The organism is Pseudomonas sp. MAFF 730105, from assembly GCF_055380705.1.
In genome coordinates this window covers 6,004,357-6,021,701 of record NZ_AP018438.1, presented here as the reverse complement: position 1 = coordinate 6,021,701, position 17,345 = coordinate 6,004,357, and the positions used below count along the sequence as shown (strand labels likewise).

Genomic DNA, 17,345 nt, shown 5'->3' with positions numbered 1-17,345 from the left:
TCGCGTCTGCGGCTTTGACAGTGAAGCATCAAGCGTTATTCCGCAAATGCCATAAGCCCGGCTTGAAGGCCGGGCTTGGCAGAAGCTTGCTACGAACGTCTGTGTATTAGTACAGACGTACGGCGCGGCGCTGTTCGCGCTGAACTTTCTTGGCGTGACGCTTAACAGCGGCTGCTGCTTTGCGCTTACGCTCGGAAGTCGGCTTCTCGTAGAATTCGCGGCTACGAACTTCAGCCAGAACACCGGCTTTTTCGCAGGAGCGCTTGAAACGACGCAGAGCTACGTCGAAGGGTTCGTTCTCTTTTACTTTGACGGCTGGCATCCAGAGCTACCTTCATTCATTACCGGGGTCAACATCCTCGCGGCAAAAGAGCACTTGAAGACGTCGGTTTTTAAGGGTTGCGGATGTTAACCCCTCAACGCCAGGAATGCAAAGCCTCTGATCGAAAACCGCTGGTCGGGGCACAACGTGGCGACTATTATGCGCGCCTTCGAATTCAGCCTCCACAAGGCGCAAACCCATGCTAGTACTGGGATTAGAAACTTCCTGCGACGAAACCGGCGTCGCGCTTTACGACAGTGAACGCGGCCTGCTGGCCGATGCGCTGTTCAGTCAGATCGACCTGCACCGCGCCTACGGCGGCGTGGTGCCCGAGCTTGCGTCCCGCGATCACGTCAAGCGCATGCTGCCCCTGATACGTCAGGTCCTGGCCGAAGCCGACTGTGTGCCGACCGAGATCGATGCCGTTGCCTACACCGCCGGGCCGGGCCTGGTGGGGGCGTTGTTGGTCGGGGCTTCCTGTGCCCAGGCGTTGGCTTTTGCCTGGGGCATACCCGCCTTGGGCGTGCATCACATGGAAGGCCATCTGCTGGCGCCCATGCTGGAGCCGCAGCCGCCGGAGTTTCCGTTCGTCGCTTTGTTGGTTTCCGGCGGCCATACGCAACTGGTCCGGGTCGACGGTATCGGTCAATACGCGCTGATGGGGGAAAGCCTGGACGACGCGGCTGGCGAAGCTTTTGACAAAACCGCAAAGATGATGGGCCTCAATTATCCGGGTGGACCGGAAATCGCACGGCTAGCGACTCAAGGGGTTGAGGGGCGCTTCCTGTTTCCCCGGCCGATGTGCGACCGCCCGGGGCTGGATTTCAGTTTCAGTGGCTTGAAGACCTTCGCCCTGAACACCTGGCAACAGTGCGTCAGCGCCGGGGGCGACCATGAGCAAGCCCGTTGCGACATCTCGCTGGCGTTCCAGCAGGCCGTGGTGGAGACTTTGACCATCAAATGCAAGCGCGCCCTGAAACAGGCCGGGCTCAAGCGCCTGGTCATCGCCGGCGGCGTGAGCGCGAACAAGGCCCTGCGGGTGTCGCTGGAAAAAATGCTTGGCGACATGAAAGGCGATGTTTATTACGCCCGGCCGCAATTCTGCACCGATAACGGCGCGATGATCGCCTTTGCCGGCTGTCAGCGCCTGCAGGCTGGCCAACAGGAAAGCCTGGCGATCAGTGTGCAGGCGCGCTGGCCCATGGAGCAGCTGTCGCCGTTGTGAAGTATTTAAAAATGCCGTTCGCGCCCGGCGAACAGGTCGCGTAGATTGCCCCGGTGACGCCAGACGATCAGCGCCACCAGTGCGGTCATTGGCAGCAAGGCCTCGGGTTCCTGCCAGGCCAGCAACGGCAGGGTCAGCGGAGTGGCGATCAGTGCAGCCAATGAGCTGGTGCGGGTCAGGTAGAACATCAGCAGCCAGGCCGAGACGGCCAGCAGTGCGGCGGGCGGATACAGGCCCAGCAGCATGCCGGCGGCGGTGGCGACACCCTTGCCGCCCCGAAAGCGGAAGTACAGCGGGAACAGATGACCGATGACCGCGCAGACACCGATCCAGGCCTGTTGCTGCAAGGAAAGCCCTGCAAGGCTGGCGATCAGGACTGGCACAAGGCCTTTGCAGAGGTCGCCAAGCAAGGTCAGGACGGCGAGTTTGCGTCCGGCCAGGCGCAGCATGTTGGTGGCGCCGGCATTGCCTGAACCACTCATTCGCGGGTCGGGGTGACCCGTCAGGCGGCTGAGCACAATGGCGAAGGACAGCGAGCCGAGCAGGTAGGCGAGGATCGCCAGTAACCAAAACATGCTAACTATTCCGGGCGAGGATGCCCTGATTCTAACGGCGCATTGCGCCCTTGTCGTGCTGCGGAGAAGAGTGCTTGGACAGAGTGTTTATCGAGGGCCTGGAAGTCGACACGGTAATCGGTGCCTACGACTGGGAGCGAGACATCCGACAGTGCCTGCGGCTGGATCTGCGTTTCGCTTGGGATAATCGCCCGGCCGCTGCAGGCGATGACCTGAGTCTGGCGCTCGACTACGCCAGTGTCACATCGCGCATCCAGGCATTTGCCGAGCAGGCCCGGTTCGAGTTGGTCGAGACTTTCGCCGAGCGGCTGGCCCAGGAACTGATGGATGAGTTCAAGATTACCTGGTTGCGTCTGAAAGTAACCAAGCCTGGCGCGGTTCCGGCGGCCAGCGGAGTGGGTGTGGAGATCGAGCGCGGATGTCGCTGACACAGGTTTTTCTCGGGCTCGGCAGCAATATCGAGCGCGAAACCCATTTGTGCGCGGGGCTTGAAGCCCTTGCGGCGTTTCTGGTGGACATGCGCTGTTCGGCGGTGTTCGAGAGCCAGCCGGTGGGCATCAAGAGTGGGCCTTTCTTCAATTTCGTCGTGTCGGCCTTCACGGACCTGCCGTTGATGGAGCTGGATCGTCGTCTCAAGTGCATCGAGGCGGACAATGGTCGTTATGCACCGGACCGCAAGGGGCTGCCGCTGGACATCGACGTGTTGTTGTATGGCGAGCAGGTCGGCAATTTCGATGGTCTGATTCTGCCGCGAGCGGAAATTCTGAAAAATGCCTTTGTCTTGTGGCCATTGTCGTTGATTGCGCCGGATCGCGTTCACCCAAGCGTAGGTAAAAGTTTTGCCACGTTGTGGGACGAATCGCAGATTGATCAGGTCCTGGCGCCGGTGGCTTTTGAATGGCGGGGCGAGCAGCTGACGTCTTCGGACCTGTTGCGAATTTCCTGACGCCATCGTGAGCAGGCTCGCTCCCACAGAGGTATCCGATACCGACACTGTGGGAGCGAGCCTGCTCGCGATGGCGGTCACTCGTCCGTTGAATATGCAAGCGGGCATGAAACCTGTCAGTTCGCTCCCTCCTTGTACGCTTTCAACGCCCTGAGCCGCTCGCGCTTGATCGCCTCCCCCAGTTCAGGCCCTTTGAAGCCTTTCTCCAGCAATGGCTGCACCGCCACCCCGCGCGCCGCCGCTGCCGCGCCGCGCAGGTAATCCGCTTGTGGATAACTTCGATTTTCCAGGCCTTTGCGGCCTCGGGCATCCATTTCGCAGGCTGCGATAAACTCTTCGAAGCGCTGGGGGCGGCGGTACACATCAAAGCTCTGTAGCAATTCGAGCAAGGTGGACGCTTTCAATTCGAGCGCACGATGGCCATGGGTGTGATATTGCCCAACCAATAGCGCCAATTCCTGGCAGTCCCGTGGCACCTTGAAGCGTTCGTTAACCGCCTTGATCGGTTTCAATCCCTTGTGCTCATGGGCGATGTGTCGCGGCCAATCCTGCTCGGGTGTCAGGGCTTTGCCGAGATCATGCAACAGGCAGGCCCAGCGGACTGTCAGCGGTTGTTGATGCAGGGCGGCCTGTTCCAGCACGCTCAGGGTGTGTACGCCGGTATCGATTTCCGGGTGATGGGCTTCGGGTTGCGGCACGCCGAATAGCGCATCGACCTCAGGCATCAGGACCTTCAGGGCATCGCAGTCGCGCAGGACCTGGATGAACACCTGTGGCTGGTTTTCCATGAGGGCGCGGGAAATTTCCTTCCAGCTGCGCTCGGCGGTCAAGGCTTCCAGTTCGCCAGAATCGCTGAGCTGGCGCATCAGCTCCAGAGTCTCGTCCGCAACCTTGAAACCCAGCGGAGCATAACGGGCGGCAAAGCGGGCAACCCGCAGGACTCGGAGCGGATCTTCGGCAAACGCCGGAGAAACGTGGCGCAGCAGGCGGGCTTCGAGGTCGCGCTGGCCGTGGTAGGGGTCGGTGAGGTTGCCATGATCATCTTCCGCCATGGCATTGATCGTCAGGTCCCTGCGAACCAGGTCTTCCTCAAGGGTGACTTCAGGGCTGGCATGAAACACGAAGCCGCCGTAACCCCGGCCGCTTTTGCGTTCCGTGCGGGCGAGGGCGTATTCCTCGCCCGTGCGCGGGTCGAGAAACACGGGAAAGTCAGCACCCACGGGGCGAAACCCTTTGGCGAGCATTTCCTCGGCGGTGGCGCCCACCACGACCCGGTCGATGTCGGCGACGGGGATGCCCAGCAAGCGATCGCGAACGGCGCCGCCGACTTTATAGATCTGCATAAAAAACCTCCGTTGATCCGACAGGATAACCTTTGCGTCGGGCCAACGGAGGCGAAAACGGGATCAAAGATGGATGACGGCCAGGTCCAGGCGGCCGTAATCGCCTTCAGTCTGTTCGTTTCTGGGGGGACATGGTGGGTTTTCATGACCTGGTCGCCCTGCAGGGTTTCCAGGTGAATGTCGAAGCCCCACAGGCGATGCAAATGCTTGAGCACCTCATCGGTAGAGTCGCCCAGCGGTTTGCGGTTGTGCGCCTGGTGACGCAAGGTCAGCGAACGATCTCCTCGCCGATCGATGCTGTAGATCTGTACGTTAGGCTCGCGATTGCCCAGGTTGTACTGAGCGGCCAGGGTTTCGCGGATGATGCGGTAGCCGCTTTCGTCGTGGATGGCGGGCACCAGCAGGTCGTCCTTCTGGTCGTCATCGAGAATGCTGAACAGTTTCAGGTCGCGGATCACCTTGGGCGAGAGGTACTGCAGGATAAAACTCTCGTCCTTGAAGCTGCTCATGGCGAATTTGATCGTGGATAACCAGTCCGAGCCGGCAATTTCCGGAAACCAGCGACGGTCCTCTTCGGTGGGGGCCTCGCACATGCGTCGTATGTCACGGTACATGGCAAAACCCAATGCGTAAGGGTTGATGCCGCTGTAATAAGGGCTGTCGAATCCGGGTTGGAACACCACGCTGGTGTGGGATGTCAGGAACTCCATCATGAAGCCGTCGGTGACCAGGCCTTCGTCATACAGGTCGTTCATCAAGGTGTAGTGCCAGAACGTGGCCCACCCCTCGTTCATGACCTGGGTCTGGCGTTGCGGGTAGAAGTACTGGGCAATCTTGCGCACGATGCGCACAATCTCCCGCTGCCACGGCTCCAGCAACGGTGCGTGTTTTTCGATGAAATAGAGAATGTTTTCCTGGGGTTCGGCGGGGAATCGCGCGTTGTCCTTCTCGCTGTACTTGTCGGCGCCCTTGGGAATGGTGCGCCACAGGTCGTTGATCTGCTTTTGCAGGTGTTCTTCACGATCCTTCTGGCGCCGGCGTTCTTCTTCGGCGGAAATCGGATACGGCCTTTTGTAGCGGTCCACCCCATAGTTCATCAGGGCATGGCAGGAGTCCAGGAGGTCTTCCACGGCATCGATGCCGTGGCGCTCCTCGCATTGCATGATGTACTGCTTGGCGAATACCAGGTAATCGATGATCGAACTGGCGTCGGTCCAGGTTCGGAACAGGTAGTTGCCCTTGAAGAAACTGTTATGGCCATAGCACGCGTGCGCCACCACCAGTGCCTGCATGCAAATGGTGTTTTCTTCCATCAGATAGGCGATGCAGGGGTCGGAATTGATCACGATCTCATAAGCCAGCCCCATCTGACCGCGACTGTAGGATTTTTCAGTGCTGAGGAAGTGCTTGCCATAGGACCAGTGGTGATAACCCAGCGGCATGCCGACCGACGCGTAGGCGTCCATCATTTGCTCGGCGGTGATCACCTCGATCTGGTTGGGGTAGGTGTCGAGGGCATAACGATCCGCGATACGGCTGATTTCGCGGTCGTAGGCCTGGATAAGCTCGAACGTCCATTCGGAGCCTGTGGAGATGGGTTGGCGCTTCTGCTCTTTTTTGGCGGTCATGTCACTAACCTGCGCTGGAAGAGTTCACGGAAGACCGGGTAGATATCCCCGGCCGAGACCAGTTGCTGTTGCGCAAACGTGTCGGAAAAGGCTTCGGCGATGCGTTCGTATTCATACCACAGGGCCTGATGTTCCCGTGGCGTAATCTCCACATAAGTGTAGTACTGGACGAACGGCATGATCTGGTTGATCAGGATGTCACGGCAGATCGGTGAGTCGTCGTTCCAGTTGTCCCCGTCGGACGCCTGGGCTGCATAGATGTTCCATTCATTGGCCGGATAACGCTCGGCCATGATTTCCTGCATCAGTTTCAAGGCGCTGGAGACGATGGTGCCGCCGGTTTCCCTGGAGTAGAAGAACTCTTCTTCATCCACTTCCCTGGCGCTGGTGTGATGGCGGATGAACACCACATCGATCTTGTCGTAGTTCCGCTTGAGAAACAGATACAGCAGGATGAAGAATCGCTTGGCGATATCCTTGGTGGCTTGGGTCATGGAGCCTGAAACGTCCATCAGGCAGAACATCACGGCCTTGGAGCTGGGGTTTGGCTGTTTGACCAACAAGTTGTACTTGAGGTCGAAGGTGTCGAGGAACGGAACCCGGTGGATACGGGCGCTGAGTTTCTCTATTTCCGCTTCCAGATCCTGAATGTCGCCGAAATTGTCAGGTTCCTCGCGCTTCAGTCGAGCCAGCTCTTCCTTGACCTCGCGCAGTTTCGCCCGGCTGCTGCCCGACAGGGCGATGCGCCGGGCGTGGGCTGACCGGAGCGTGCGGATGATATTGATCCGAGATGGATTGCCTTCATTGCTGATGCCGGCGCGCACGGTCTTGAAGGTATCGGTGCCGGTCAGGTTGCGTTTGACCAGGTTTGGCAGCTCCAGGTCTTCGAACATGAACTCCAGGAATTCTTCCTGGGTAATCTGGAACACGAACTCGTCCATGCCCTCGCCGGAGTTACCGGCCTTGCCGGGCCCCTTGCCACCGCCTCCACCCGGCGGGCGAGGGATGTGCTCGCCGCTGGTGAATTCCTTGTTGCCGGGGTGCACGACGGTCTGTTTGCCGCCGCGGCCATGGTGCAGCACCGGCTCGTCGATGTCGCGGCCGGGAATGCTGATCTGTTCGCCATGTTCCATGTCGGTAATGGAACGGCGGCTGACCGCTTCTTCCACGGCCTTCTTGATGTGGTCACGGTATCGCCGCAGGAATCGCTGGCGGTTCACCGTGCTCTTGTTCTTGCCATTGAGGCGTCGGTCGATCACATAGCTCATGGGGAGCCCTCCGGGGCAGCTTCAAGTTCCCAGCTTCAAGCTGCAAGCCGTGAGCACAAGGACGGTGAGCGCCCTTGTAGCCCATGGCTTGCTGCTTGTCGCTTCACTGCCTCACTGCGATTTCCGGACCCGCAGATACCACTCGGAAAGCAGCCGTACCTGTTTGTCGGTGTAGCCACGTTCGACCATGCGTGTGACGAAGTCGTTGTGTTTTTGCTGGTCCTCCTTGCTGGCCTTGGCGTTGAAGCTGATGACCGGCAACAGGTCCTCGGTGTTGGAGAACATTTTCTTCTCGATAACCACCCGCAGCTTTTCGTAGCTGAGCCAGGTGGGGTTCTTGCCGTTGTTGTTGGCCCGCGCCCGCAATACGAAGTTGACGATTTCGTTGCGGAAATCCTTCGGATTGCTGATGCCTGCCGGCTTCTCGATTTTTTCCAGCTCCTCGTTGAGCGCTACGCGGTTGAGAATTTCCCCGGTTTCCGGATCGCGGTATTCCTGATCCTGAATCCAGAAGTCTGCGTACAGCACGTAGCGGTCGAAGATGTTCTGGCCATATTCGCTGTAGGACTCCAGATACGCGGTCTGGATCTCCTTGCCAATGAACTCGATATAACGCGGCGCCAGGTATTCCTTGAGGAAGCGCAGGTACCGCTCACGGGTTTCCGCCTGGAACTGTTCCTGCTCGATCTGCTGTTCCAGCACGTACAACAGGTGAACCGGGTTGGCGGCGATTTCGTGGGGGTCGAAGTTGAAGACCTTGGACAGGATCTTGAACGCGAACCGTGTGGACAGGCCGTTCATGCCCTCATCGACCCCCGCGTTGTCGCGGTATTCCTGGATCGATTTGGCCTTTGGATCGGTGTCCTTGAGGTTTTCACCGTCATACACCCGCATCTTCGAATAGATGTTGGAGTTCTCCGGCTCCTTGAGGCGAGACAGCACGGTGAACTGGGCCAGCATCTTCAAGGTGTCGGGGGCGCAATGGGCCTTGGCCAGTGAGCTGTTGAACAGCAGCTTGTCGTAGATCTTCACCTCATCGGTGACCCGCAGGCAGTACGGCACCTTGACGATGTAGATCCGGTCGATGAACGCTTCGTTGTTCTTGTTGTTACGGAAGGTGTGCCATTCCGACTCGTTCGAGTGAGCCAGCAGGATGCCACTGAATGGAATCGCCCCCAGGCCCTCGGTACTGTTGTAGTTGCCTTCCTGGGTTGCGGTCAGCAAAGGGTGCAGCACTTTGATGGGCGCCTTGAACATCTCGACGAATTCCATCAGGCCCTGGTTGGCCCTGCACAGCGCGCCCGAGTAGCTGTAGGCATCGGCATCGTTCTGCGGGAATTCTTCCAGCTTGCGGATATCGACCTTGCCCACCAGGGCCGAAATGTCCTGGTTGTTCTCATCGCCCGGTTCGGTCTTGGCCACCCCGATCTGGTTGAGGATCGATGGGTAGAGCTTGACCACCTTGAACTGGCTGATGTCTCCGCCGAACTCGGCCAGGCGCTTGGTGGCCCATGGCGACATGATGGTGTTGAGGTAGCGGCGTGGAATGCCAAAGTCTTCTTCGAGGATCGCGCCGTCTTCGGTGGCGTTGAACAGCCCCAGGGGCGATTCGAAGACCGGTGAGCCCTTGATCGCGTAGAAGGGCACCTTCTCGATCAGTTGCTTGAGTTTTTCGGCCAGGGACGATTTACCGCCACCCACAGGGCCAAGCAGATAGAGGATTTGCTTCTTCTCCTCCAGGCCTTGGGCTGCGTGGCGGAAATAGGACACGATCTGGTCGATGCATTCTTCCATCCCGTGGAAGTCTTCAAAGGCCGGATAGCGGCGGATCACCTTGTTGGAAAAAATCCGCGAGAGCCTCGAGTTGGTCGAGGTATCCAGCAGTTCGGGTTCTCCGATTGCCAGCAACAGACGCTCTGCCGCCGATGCATAGGCACTGCGGTCCTGCTTGCAGAGTTCGAGGTATTCCTGCAGCGAGTATTCCTCCTGCCGCGTGGACTCGAAACGTTGCTGGAAGTGGCTAAAAATACTCATGACGTCACCTCGCTCGATACGTGGAGCCGGTGTCGGATCAGTCAGTCGTTGCTGGTCAGCCGCTGGGAATCCAGCTGCCGTTTATCCCCCCAGAATGCTTCCAGGATGAAGGTCCCTGAAAGCTGACTCCCGATGATCCGCGCGCCGGTGTACCGGCTCTCCCCTGTTTTGGATGGCCTGAGGCTAAGAATAGTTCGGAATCGGAGAGGCACAGGTGGAATGCGTAATAAGTTATGGCAGACCGTTCGTCTGCTATCGCTCAAGCCCGCGGTCCACGCGGGTTTGGGGCGGGATAAAAAATTATTCGTGAGGGCCTTGCGCCGTTTCTGACGGATAAGTCGTGCGCCAGAGTTCAAAGCCGCCATCCAGGCTATAGACATCGGTGAAGCCCTGGCCGACCAGATAGGCGGCTGCGCTCTGGCTGGAATTGCCGTGATAACAAACAACCACGACCGGAGCGTCAAGATCGGCCTTGGTAATGAAGTCATGCAGGGAATGGTTATCCAGGTGCTTGGACCCGCTGATATGAAGGGCGGAAAAAGTGGCAGGGTCGCGGATGTCGACGACGACCGCGCCTTGCTCTCGCAGGGCCTGGGCTTGGGCTGGGGGAATACGTTTGAATTCAGTCATGGGAGGGCTCCTGTAGCAGGCCAGGCGCCGATCAGACGGCGGTGCCGGTCGGCGATGACGCAATGGTCGGGTGTTGATGGGGATTGGCGTGACCTTGTTCGTCGCAGTCGCAACGCAGTCGTTCGCCGGTATCAATGTTCATCAGTGTCAGCGCTTCGCCCCACACGCAGCCGGTATCGAGAGCAAAGAGTCCTGGCTCGTCGCATTGGCCCAGCAGGGCTGCCCAGTGACCGAAAATGATCTTCAGGTTACGGGTCTTGCGTTCCTTGTGCTTGAACCAGGGTGCATAGCCGGGTGGTGCGGTCTCGATGCCTTCCTTGCCCTTGAGGTCGAGCTTGCCGTCGCGGGTGCAGAAGCGCATGCGGGTGAAGTAATTGGTGATGACCCGAAGGCGGGTCACGCCGGTGAGGTCGTTGTCCCATTTGACTGGATCGTTGCCATACATGCCGTCCAGGTAGGGACTGAACAGGTTGTCGTCGCGTAGCGCCTGTTCGACTTCTCCGGCGCACTTGAGCGCCCTGCGCAGGGACCACTGGGGCGGAATGCCGGCGTGGACCAGCGCCAGGTTGCGCTGTTCGTCGTAGTGCATGAGCTTTTGCTGGCGCAGCCATTCCAACAATTCGATGCAATCGGGGGCGTCGAGGATTTCCTTCAAGGTATCGGATTTCTTCAAACGCTCTATGTTTTGCCAGACGGCCAACAGGTGCAGGTCGTGATTGCCGAGCACGCACACCAGGGAATGGCGGATGCTGAAGAGGAAGCGCAACGTCTCAAGCGATTGCGGACCGCGGTTGACCAGATCGCCCACCAGCCACAACGTGTCTTTCTGCGGGTCGAAGGCGACCCGCTCCAGCAAACACTTGAGTGGGCTGAGGCAACCTTGCAGGTCGCCGACCGCATAGGTGGCCATCAGTGCAAGGCTCCGGGCACCGCCAGGCGAAAGGGCTTGATGACGGCATCGAAGCGTTTGCCGTCTTCGGCCAGCATCTGGTAGGTACCCTGCATGGTGCCAACTCGGGTCGTCATCACGGTGCCGCTGCTGTAGCTGTGGCTGTTGCCGGCGTCGATCAGCGGTTGCTGGCCGACCACGCCCTCGCCACGCACCTCTTCGACATGACCGTCGCCATCGGTGATGACCCAGTGCCGCGACAGCAGCCTGGCCGGTAGCGAGCCGTTGTTGCGCACGGTGATCGTGTAGGCGAAGGCGAAACGGTTATGTTCGGGTTGTGACTGTTCTGCCAGGAAGCGGGTGGTGACGCTGACGTCGACCTGATAGCGAGGATCGGACATGCAAAAGGGCCTTAGAAACGGGACGCGGGCGTGGCTGAAGGGATCAGTCTAGGCCAAGTATCGGGTAGTAAACCAGAGGGGCGTCCTACCCGAGACGGCGATTGTCCGTCAGATGGCTTCGGCTTTTGGTGCAGCCTGTTCGCTAAGCTTGTCGGCCAGGCGCACGAAGGCCGCCAGATCCAGTTGCTCGGGGCGCAGGCTGCCATCGACGCCCGCGGCCTCGATTTCGGCGCTGCTGAGCAGCAACTTCAGCGTATTGCGCAGGGTTTTTCGACGCTGGTTGAAGGCTTCGCGTACGACGCGTTCCAGCAGACGATGGTCCTTGGCCGGGTGCGGCAGCACCGCATGGGGGACGAGGCGGACAATGGCCGAGTCGACTTTGGGGGGCGGGTTGAAGGCCCCAGGGCCGACATTGAACAGGTGTTCGACACGGCAATGGTACTGGACCATGATCGAGAGGCGTCCCCAGTCACCACCGCCAGGACCGGCGGCGAGACGTTCGACCACTTCCTTTTGCAGCATGAAGTGCATGTCGCGAATCAGGCCAGCGTTGCTCAGCAGGTGGAAGATCAATGGCGTGGAGATGTTGTATGGCAGGTTACCCACGACCCGCAGGCTGTTCGGCGCGGCATTCAGACTGTTGAAGTCGAACTTCAGCGCGTCGCCCTGATGCAGGTTGAAGTTGCTCTTGCCGGCAAATTGCTGATTGAGGATCGGAACCAGGTCCTTGTCCAGCTCCACCACGTCCAGTTGCGCGCCGCTACCGAGCAGACCCTCGGTCAGGGCGCCCTGGCCCGGCCCGATTTCCAGCATGCGGTCGTCGGGCTTGGCATTGATGGAGCGCAGGATGCGATCGATCACACCGGCATCATGCAGGAAGTTCTGGCCGAAACGCTTGCGCGCACGGTGTTGGTATTGCTCGGTCATAAATGGGTCTCGGCCATCTGGTAGGCGGTTTCCAGCGCGACCTGCAGGCTGCCGGTATCGATTTTTCCGCTGCCGGCCAGGTCCAGGGCGGTGCCGTGGTCCACCGAAGTGCGGATGATCGGCAGGCCCAGGGTCACGTTGACTGCCGCGCCGAAGCCTTTGTACTTCAGCACGGGCAGGCCCTGGTCATGGTACATCGCCAGCACCGCGTCGCAGTGCTCCAGATATTTGGGGGTAAACAGAGTGTCGGCAGGCAGCGGGCCATGCAGGTTCATGCCTTCGCTGCGCAAGCGCTCCAATGTAGGTTCAATGATGTCGATTTCTTCGCGGCCCAGGTGTCCGCCCTCACCGGCATGGGGGTTGAGCCCGCAGACCAGGATGCGTGGGTGGGCGATGCCGAACTTTTCCTGCAGGTCGGCGTGCAGTATCCGCGTGACACGCTCCAGGCGCTCCGGGGTGATGGCGTCGGCAATGTCCCGCAAGGGCAAGTGGGTGGTCACCAGGGCCACCCGCAGACCACGGGTAGCGAGCATCATCACGACCTGTGCGGTGTGGGTCAGGTCCGCGAGGAATTCGGTGTGCCCGGAAAAGGCGATACCGGATTCGTTGATCACGCCCTTGTGTACCGGCGCGGTGATCATGCCGGCAAAAGCGCCATCCAGGCAGCCCTGGCCGGCCCGGGTCAGGGTTTCCAGGACGAAGCTGGCGTTGGCCTTATCCAGTTGTCCGGTGACGACCGGGGCGCCCAGGGGCGTATCCCAGACATACAGGCTGTTGGCCGGCGCTGGGGTGTCCGGCCAGGCATCCGGTGTCACTGGAAGCAGGTCGACGGCCACGCCCAACTGCGCAGCCCGCTCAAGGAGCAGGTTGCGGCTGGTGATGGCAATCAGGGGATATGGCTGGGGCTGCGCGGCGAGCAACAGGCACAGGTCGGGACCTATGCCGGCAGGCTCGCCGGGCGTCAGCGCGAAACGCTTGGGTTTCACTGCGCTGCCTGGTCTGCACCAGGGAGTTTGATTTCTACGTAGGCTTCGTCGCGGATCTGGCGCAGCCAGGTTTGCAGCTCTTCGTCATACTTGCGATTGCGCAGGACCGTCATTGCCTGCTGTTCGCGGGCCTGGGTGGTGCTGTCGGTGGCGCGACGGCCAAGGACTTCCAGGACATGCCAGCCATAAGGACTCTTGAACGGCTTGGACAGTTGGCCTTGTGGTGTTTCGGCCATGACCTTGCGGAACTCGGGGACCAGCGCGTTTGGATCAACCCAGTTCAGATCGCCACCGTTGAGGGCCGATCCCGGGTCTTCCGAGAAACTCTTCGCCAGTTCGCCGAAGTCCTCGCCTGCTTCGATGCGGTCGTAGAGCTTCTCCGCCAGACGCTTGGTTTCGGCTTCGCTGCGAATTTCGCTGGGTTTGATCAGGATGTGGCGAACATGTACTTCGTCACGCACCTGCGCGCCGCCACCACGTTTCTCCAGCACCTTCAGGATAATGAAGCCGCCGGGAGTACGGGCAGGCTGGGTAATGTCACCCACCGCCATGGCACTCAGTTCGCGGTCAAACGGAGGCGGCAGCTGAGCGGGTTTGCGCCAGCCCATGTCGCCGCCTTCCAGAGCGTTTTCGCTGCCCGAGCGGGCGACGGCCATTTGACCGAAGTCGGCACCTTGCTTGAGCTGCTGGTAGACATCCATTGCCTGGCGATAAGCGCTCTGAATCGCTTCGGAGTTGGCGCTTTCCGGGGTAGGAATCAGGATGTTCGCCAGGTGCAGCTCTTCGGAAAGCTGCATCTTGCCCAGGTCGGAAGCGAGGAAGTTCTTCACTTCCTGCTCGGAAACCTGGATGCGTTCAGCCACTCGGCGCTGGCGCACGCGGCTGATGATCATCTCGCGGCGGATCTGGTCGCGGGCGTCGTCGTAGGACAGGCCATCATGCGCCAACGCGGCGCGGAACTGCTCGATGGTCATGTTGTTGCGCTGGGCAATGGTACCGACGGCCTGGTTCAGCTCTTCGTCAGTGATGCGAATACCGGAGCGTTCGCCGATCTGCAATTGCAGGTTTTCGACGATCAGGCGCTCAAGCACTTGCTGATCCAGCACGCCCGGCGGTGGCAGGCCGCCGCCGCGCTTGGCGATGGTTTGCTGCACTTCATGGACGCGCTGGTCCAACTGGCTCTGCATGACCACGTCGTTATCGACAATGGCCACCACTTTATCGATGGACTGTACCGCGGCGTTGGCCGCGGTACCCAGGAACAGCGCGCCCAGCATCAGCGGGCGCAGACAATCAGAAAGCTTGGTCTTCACGTTCACGATAACCTTGGATGCCTTTGTCGAGGAAGCTCTCTACCTTGGCGCCGGTGAGGCCGCCGAGTCCCTTCAGGACAATTTGGAGGAAGACGCCGTGGTCGCCTTTTTCGTTTTGCGGAGCTTCCTGACTGAATTCGTCATAGGAAACCCAGTAACGATTGATCAGGCGCAGTTTCCAGCAGCAGTTGTCGTATTCGAAACCACCGAAGGCTTCCAGGGTACGATTGCGGTTGTAGTCATACTGCCAGCGGCTGATCGCGTTCCACTGCGGAACGATCGGCCAGATGACCGAGAAATCGTGCTGCTTGATCTTGTAATAGTCCTTCACGTAACCAGGTGTACCCGGGGTGCCGTAGTCGCCACCACCCACTTGCCAGCGGCCGGTGGTCTGGTCATAGCGGACCAGGTCATTGCGATAGCGATAACCGGCGTTGATGACCTTGTTCGGGTTGTCTTCAGGCTGGTAGTGGAACATCGCGCTACCCGAGCGAGGGCTATGGGTGTCCGGGTCCCAGTTGTAGTCGGCCGTGGTGCGCCAGTCGCGGTTCCAGCGGTATTCGTATTCCAGGGCGTAAGGGGAAACGCTGGAGTGCGCATCTTCGCGAGTCTTGAAATCGATACCTGGCAGTTGAACCTCGCGGTCCTTGAAGTAGAAGGCCTGGCCAACGCTGATGCGCTGGCGTTCGAAACCATTTTCTTCGATCCAGCGGTTGGTGACACCCAGGGACAACTTGTTCTCATCGCCGACACGGTCGGAGCCGGTGAAGCGGTTATCCCGGAACAGCGACGAATAGCTGAAGGTGCTTTCGCTGGTATCGAAGACCGGTATGTCGCTCTGGTCTTTCTCCGGCACATAGAGGTAGTACAGGCGCGGCTCCAGGGTCTGGCGATAGTTCTTGCCGAACCACTGGGTGTCGCGATCAAAGTACAAGCCGCTGTCGATGCTGGCGATTGGAACGCCACGGCTCTGGTTACGGCTGTACGTGCCGAGAAGACGGTCGCCTTCAGCATTTTGGTTGGCAATATCGGTTTTGCCGCGATTGTCCAGATCCAGGTCGTACTGGGTGTATTGGTACTTGAGCGATGGCTTGATGAAGCCATAGCTCGCGTTCATCGGCAGACTGATGACTGGGGCCAGGTTCATCCGGTCGCCAGTAGCGCGTGCCAAGCCCGAGACGTTGCGGTCTAGGAATGGAGAGGATATGCCGTCTTGATCGGTGTAGTTGCCGCTCCTCAAATCACGATCAAACCGCACAAACTCGGTGTTATACGCAATATCCAGGCCGCCAGGATGCTGTGGTAATGCACCGTTGAAGGTGATCTGTGGCAGTCGATCATAAGGCGTGATATTCGAGATCGTGGCCATCTGATAGGCCTGGACGTTCAAGCGTGCTGTATACGTGTCGCCACGATAGCTGACAGCACCTTGCTGGTTCACGTAATCCCTGGACTCGACACCGATCTGATCGGTCTGCAGATCCTGGAAGTAATACGGGTCGCTGATCTTGGTGTAGTCGACTTCCGTCAGCACTCGCGAATCGAGGCCGCCCTTGTGCTGCCAGTTGTACATGTAGCGGGTCTTGCTGTAGTCGGTCTGCTTGCTGCGGTCGTCGTCCTCGTCGTTGAGGTACGCTGCGCCGAACTGACCTTCGCTGGACTTGGTCAGGTAGCGGAATTCGCCTTCCATCAACAGGCCACGCTTGGCCATGTAGCGGGGATACAACGTGGCGTCGTAGTTCGGCGCCAGGTTGAAGTAGTACGGGGTGACCAACATGAAACCGGTGTCGCTGCCACTGCCGATGGTGGGCGGCAGGAAGCCGGACTGGCGACGGTCGTCGATCGGGAAATAGATATAAGGCGTGTAGAGGACCGGGATGTCCTTGACCCGCAGCGTCACGTTGGTCGCGGTACCGAAGCCGGTGGCCGGGTTCAGGGTGATGTTGTTGCCCTTGAGCGTCCAGGCGTTGCTGTTCGGTTCGCACGTGGTGTACGTGCCGTCCTTGAGGCGGATGATCGCGTTCTCGGCACGCTTGGCGTACAGGGCGTTACCGCGGATGCGCGACTTGTGCATCACGTATTCGGCGTTGTCGACCTTGGCTTCGCCGGTGTCCAGCTGGACATCGGCGTGGTCGCCGACAATCAGCGCACCATTGTCGCGAACCCGTACGTTACCGCTCAGCTCGCCACGGTTCTCGGCCTGGTACAGGCTGGCTTCGTCCGCCTCGACCTGCATGCTGCCCTGACGCATGACCACGTCACCGGCCAGGGTCGCCACCTGCTGTTCCTGCTCGTAGCGTGAAGCCTTGGCGCCGAGGAAGGTCGGCGCGTCGCTCTTGGCCGTCTTGTCATTCATGCCAGGACGGGTCGGCTCGATATAGGCACCGGAGCAATAAGGTCCGGTTTCGGCCAATTGCGCAGGGGTGAGGTTCTCCCGTGGAACCCAGTCCAGGTGGCTGTAGTCTGCACTGCGCGACTTCAGGCCGCGGCCCTTGGCTTCGGTGACCAGCACCGGCTTGTCGCCGGCTGCTTCAACCGAACTGCTGCCGGCTGCAGCGTCGCCGCTGTCGGCAACGGCACTGCCTTCATGCACCGGACGTGGCGGCAATGCGGCGGCCGGGGTCTTGGGGGAACAGTCCCAGGCACCCGAAGCGGAGACGGAGCAGTCATACTGCTGCGCCGCGACGACGAATGAAGAGGCCAGGGGTTGCAGGGCCAGCAGACTGCCGGTGACCAGCAACGGAAATTTTTTACGAAACGCGGGGGATTTCAATGCCATCTTATTAGTCCGGGCTTCCTGCGTGCCATCTGCCCGCGGTGTGGGCCGCACGCCTCTCGATGGTCTGAAAAAGATGCTG

At 59.8% G+C, this 17,345-nt stretch carries 15 protein-coding genes and 1 pseudogene; 3 read left to right on the top strand and 13 right to left on the bottom strand.

Annotated features, from left to right (window positions below; all coding sequences use genetic code 11):
- Positions 1-106: 106 nt before the first annotated feature.
- Positions 107-322, bottom strand: a complete 216-nt coding sequence (gene rpsU / locus PCOSP_RS26565) for a 30S ribosomal protein S21 (RefSeq protein ID WP_002551877.1) — start codon at positions 320-322, stop codon at positions 107-109.
- 199 nt (positions 323-521) lie between these two features.
- Between rpsU and tsaD the strand changes: the two genes are divergently transcribed.
- Positions 522-1,547: a tRNA (adenosine(37)-N6)-threonylcarbamoyltransferase complex transferase subunit TsaD gene (tsaD, locus tag PCOSP_RS26560; protein WP_139640612.1), complete on the top strand. Its 1,026-nt coding sequence runs from the start codon at positions 522-524 to the stop codon at positions 1,545-1,547.
- A gap of 5 nt (positions 1,548-1,552) precedes the next feature.
- Here the strand turns inward: tsaD and plsY are convergent, their stop codons facing one another.
- Positions 1,553-2,122, bottom strand: a complete 570-nt coding sequence (plsY, locus tag PCOSP_RS26555; RefSeq protein ID WP_024777402.1) for a glycerol-3-phosphate 1-O-acyltransferase PlsY — start codon at positions 2,120-2,122, stop codon at positions 1,553-1,555.
- Positions 2,123-2,196: 74 nt separating this feature from the next.
- Here plsY and folB point away from each other — a divergent pair, with 74 nt between their 5' ends.
- Together folB and folK are read left to right on the top strand one after the other, a co-directional pair.
- A complete protein-coding gene (folB, locus tag PCOSP_RS26550; protein ID WP_139640610.1) occupies positions 2,197-2,550 on the top strand; it encodes a dihydroneopterin aldolase in 354 nt (117 codons plus the stop codon).
- Complete coding sequence (folK, locus tag PCOSP_RS26545) at positions 2,541-3,068, top strand: 2-amino-4-hydroxy-6-hydroxymethyldihydropteridine diphosphokinase (protein ID WP_139640608.1); 528 nt, start codon at positions 2,541-2,543, stop codon at positions 3,066-3,068. The genes folB and folK overlap by 10 nt, the downstream gene beginning before the upstream one ends.
- 116 nt (positions 3,069-3,184) lie before the next feature.
- Here folK and PCOSP_RS26540 read toward each other — a convergent pair whose 3' ends face one another.
- The 11 genes and pseudogenes from PCOSP_RS26540 to PCOSP_RS26490 form a co-directional block, all read right to left on the bottom strand.
- Positions 3,185-4,411 (bottom strand): multifunctional CCA addition/repair protein, encoded by a 1,227-nt coding sequence (locus tag PCOSP_RS26540; protein ID WP_464709830.1) that lies wholly within the window; start codon positions 4,409-4,411, stop codon positions 3,185-3,187.
- Between the two features lie 63 nt (positions 4,412-4,474).
- Positions 4,475-6,039, bottom strand: a pseudogene (locus tag PCOSP_RS26535) (SpoVR family protein).
- Positions 6,036-7,307, bottom strand: coding sequence for a YeaH/YhbH family protein (locus PCOSP_RS26530; protein ID WP_139640604.1), 1,272 nt, complete (start codon positions 7,305-7,307; stop codon positions 6,036-6,038). Before PCOSP_RS26530 ends, PCOSP_RS26535 begins: the two are co-directional and overlap by 4 nt.
- A 111-nt stretch (positions 7,308-7,418) precedes the next feature.
- A complete protein-coding gene (locus PCOSP_RS26525) occupies positions 7,419-9,341 on the bottom strand; it encodes a PrkA family serine protein kinase (protein ID WP_041023943.1) in 1,923 nt (640 codons plus the stop codon).
- Positions 9,342-9,641: 300 nt separating this feature from the next.
- Positions 9,642-9,971 (bottom strand): thiosulfate sulfurtransferase GlpE, encoded by a 330-nt coding sequence (glpE, locus tag PCOSP_RS26520; protein WP_139640601.1) that lies wholly within the window; start codon positions 9,969-9,971, stop codon positions 9,642-9,644.
- A gap of 31 nt (positions 9,972-10,002) precedes the next feature.
- Positions 10,003-10,881 (bottom strand): symmetrical bis(5'-nucleosyl)-tetraphosphatase, encoded by an 879-nt coding sequence (locus tag PCOSP_RS26515; RefSeq protein ID WP_139640599.1) that lies wholly within the window; start codon positions 10,879-10,881, stop codon positions 10,003-10,005.
- Positions 10,881-11,261 carry a Co2+/Mg2+ efflux protein ApaG gene (gene apaG / locus PCOSP_RS26510; protein ID WP_041023945.1) on the bottom strand — a complete coding sequence of 127 codons (381 nt, stop codon included), beginning with the start codon at positions 11,259-11,261 and terminating at the stop codon, positions 10,881-10,883. The genes PCOSP_RS26515 and apaG overlap by 1 nt, the downstream gene beginning before the upstream one ends.
- Before the next feature lie 108 nt (positions 11,262-11,369).
- A complete protein-coding gene (gene rsmA, locus PCOSP_RS26505; RefSeq protein WP_139640597.1) occupies positions 11,370-12,188 on the bottom strand; it encodes a 16S rRNA (adenine(1518)-N(6)/adenine(1519)-N(6))-dimethyltransferase RsmA in 819 nt (272 codons plus the stop codon).
- Positions 12,185-13,174, bottom strand: a complete 990-nt coding sequence (gene pdxA, locus PCOSP_RS26500; RefSeq protein WP_175362411.1) for a 4-hydroxythreonine-4-phosphate dehydrogenase PdxA — start codon at positions 13,172-13,174, stop codon at positions 12,185-12,187. Before pdxA ends, rsmA begins: the two co-directional genes overlap by 4 nt.
- Entirely contained in the window at positions 13,171-14,487 is a 1,317-nt protein-coding gene (surA, locus tag PCOSP_RS26495) for a peptidylprolyl isomerase SurA (RefSeq protein WP_139640593.1), read from the bottom strand. Before surA ends, pdxA begins: the two co-directional genes overlap by 4 nt.
- The gene (locus PCOSP_RS26490; RefSeq protein ID WP_175384782.1) at positions 14,468-17,266 is read right to left on the bottom strand and encodes an LPS-assembly protein LptD; all 2,799 of its coding nucleotides are present in this window, start codon (positions 17,264-17,266) and stop codon (positions 14,468-14,470) included. The genes surA and PCOSP_RS26490 overlap by 20 nt, the downstream gene beginning before the upstream one ends.
- Positions 17,267-17,345: the final 79 nt, after the last annotated feature.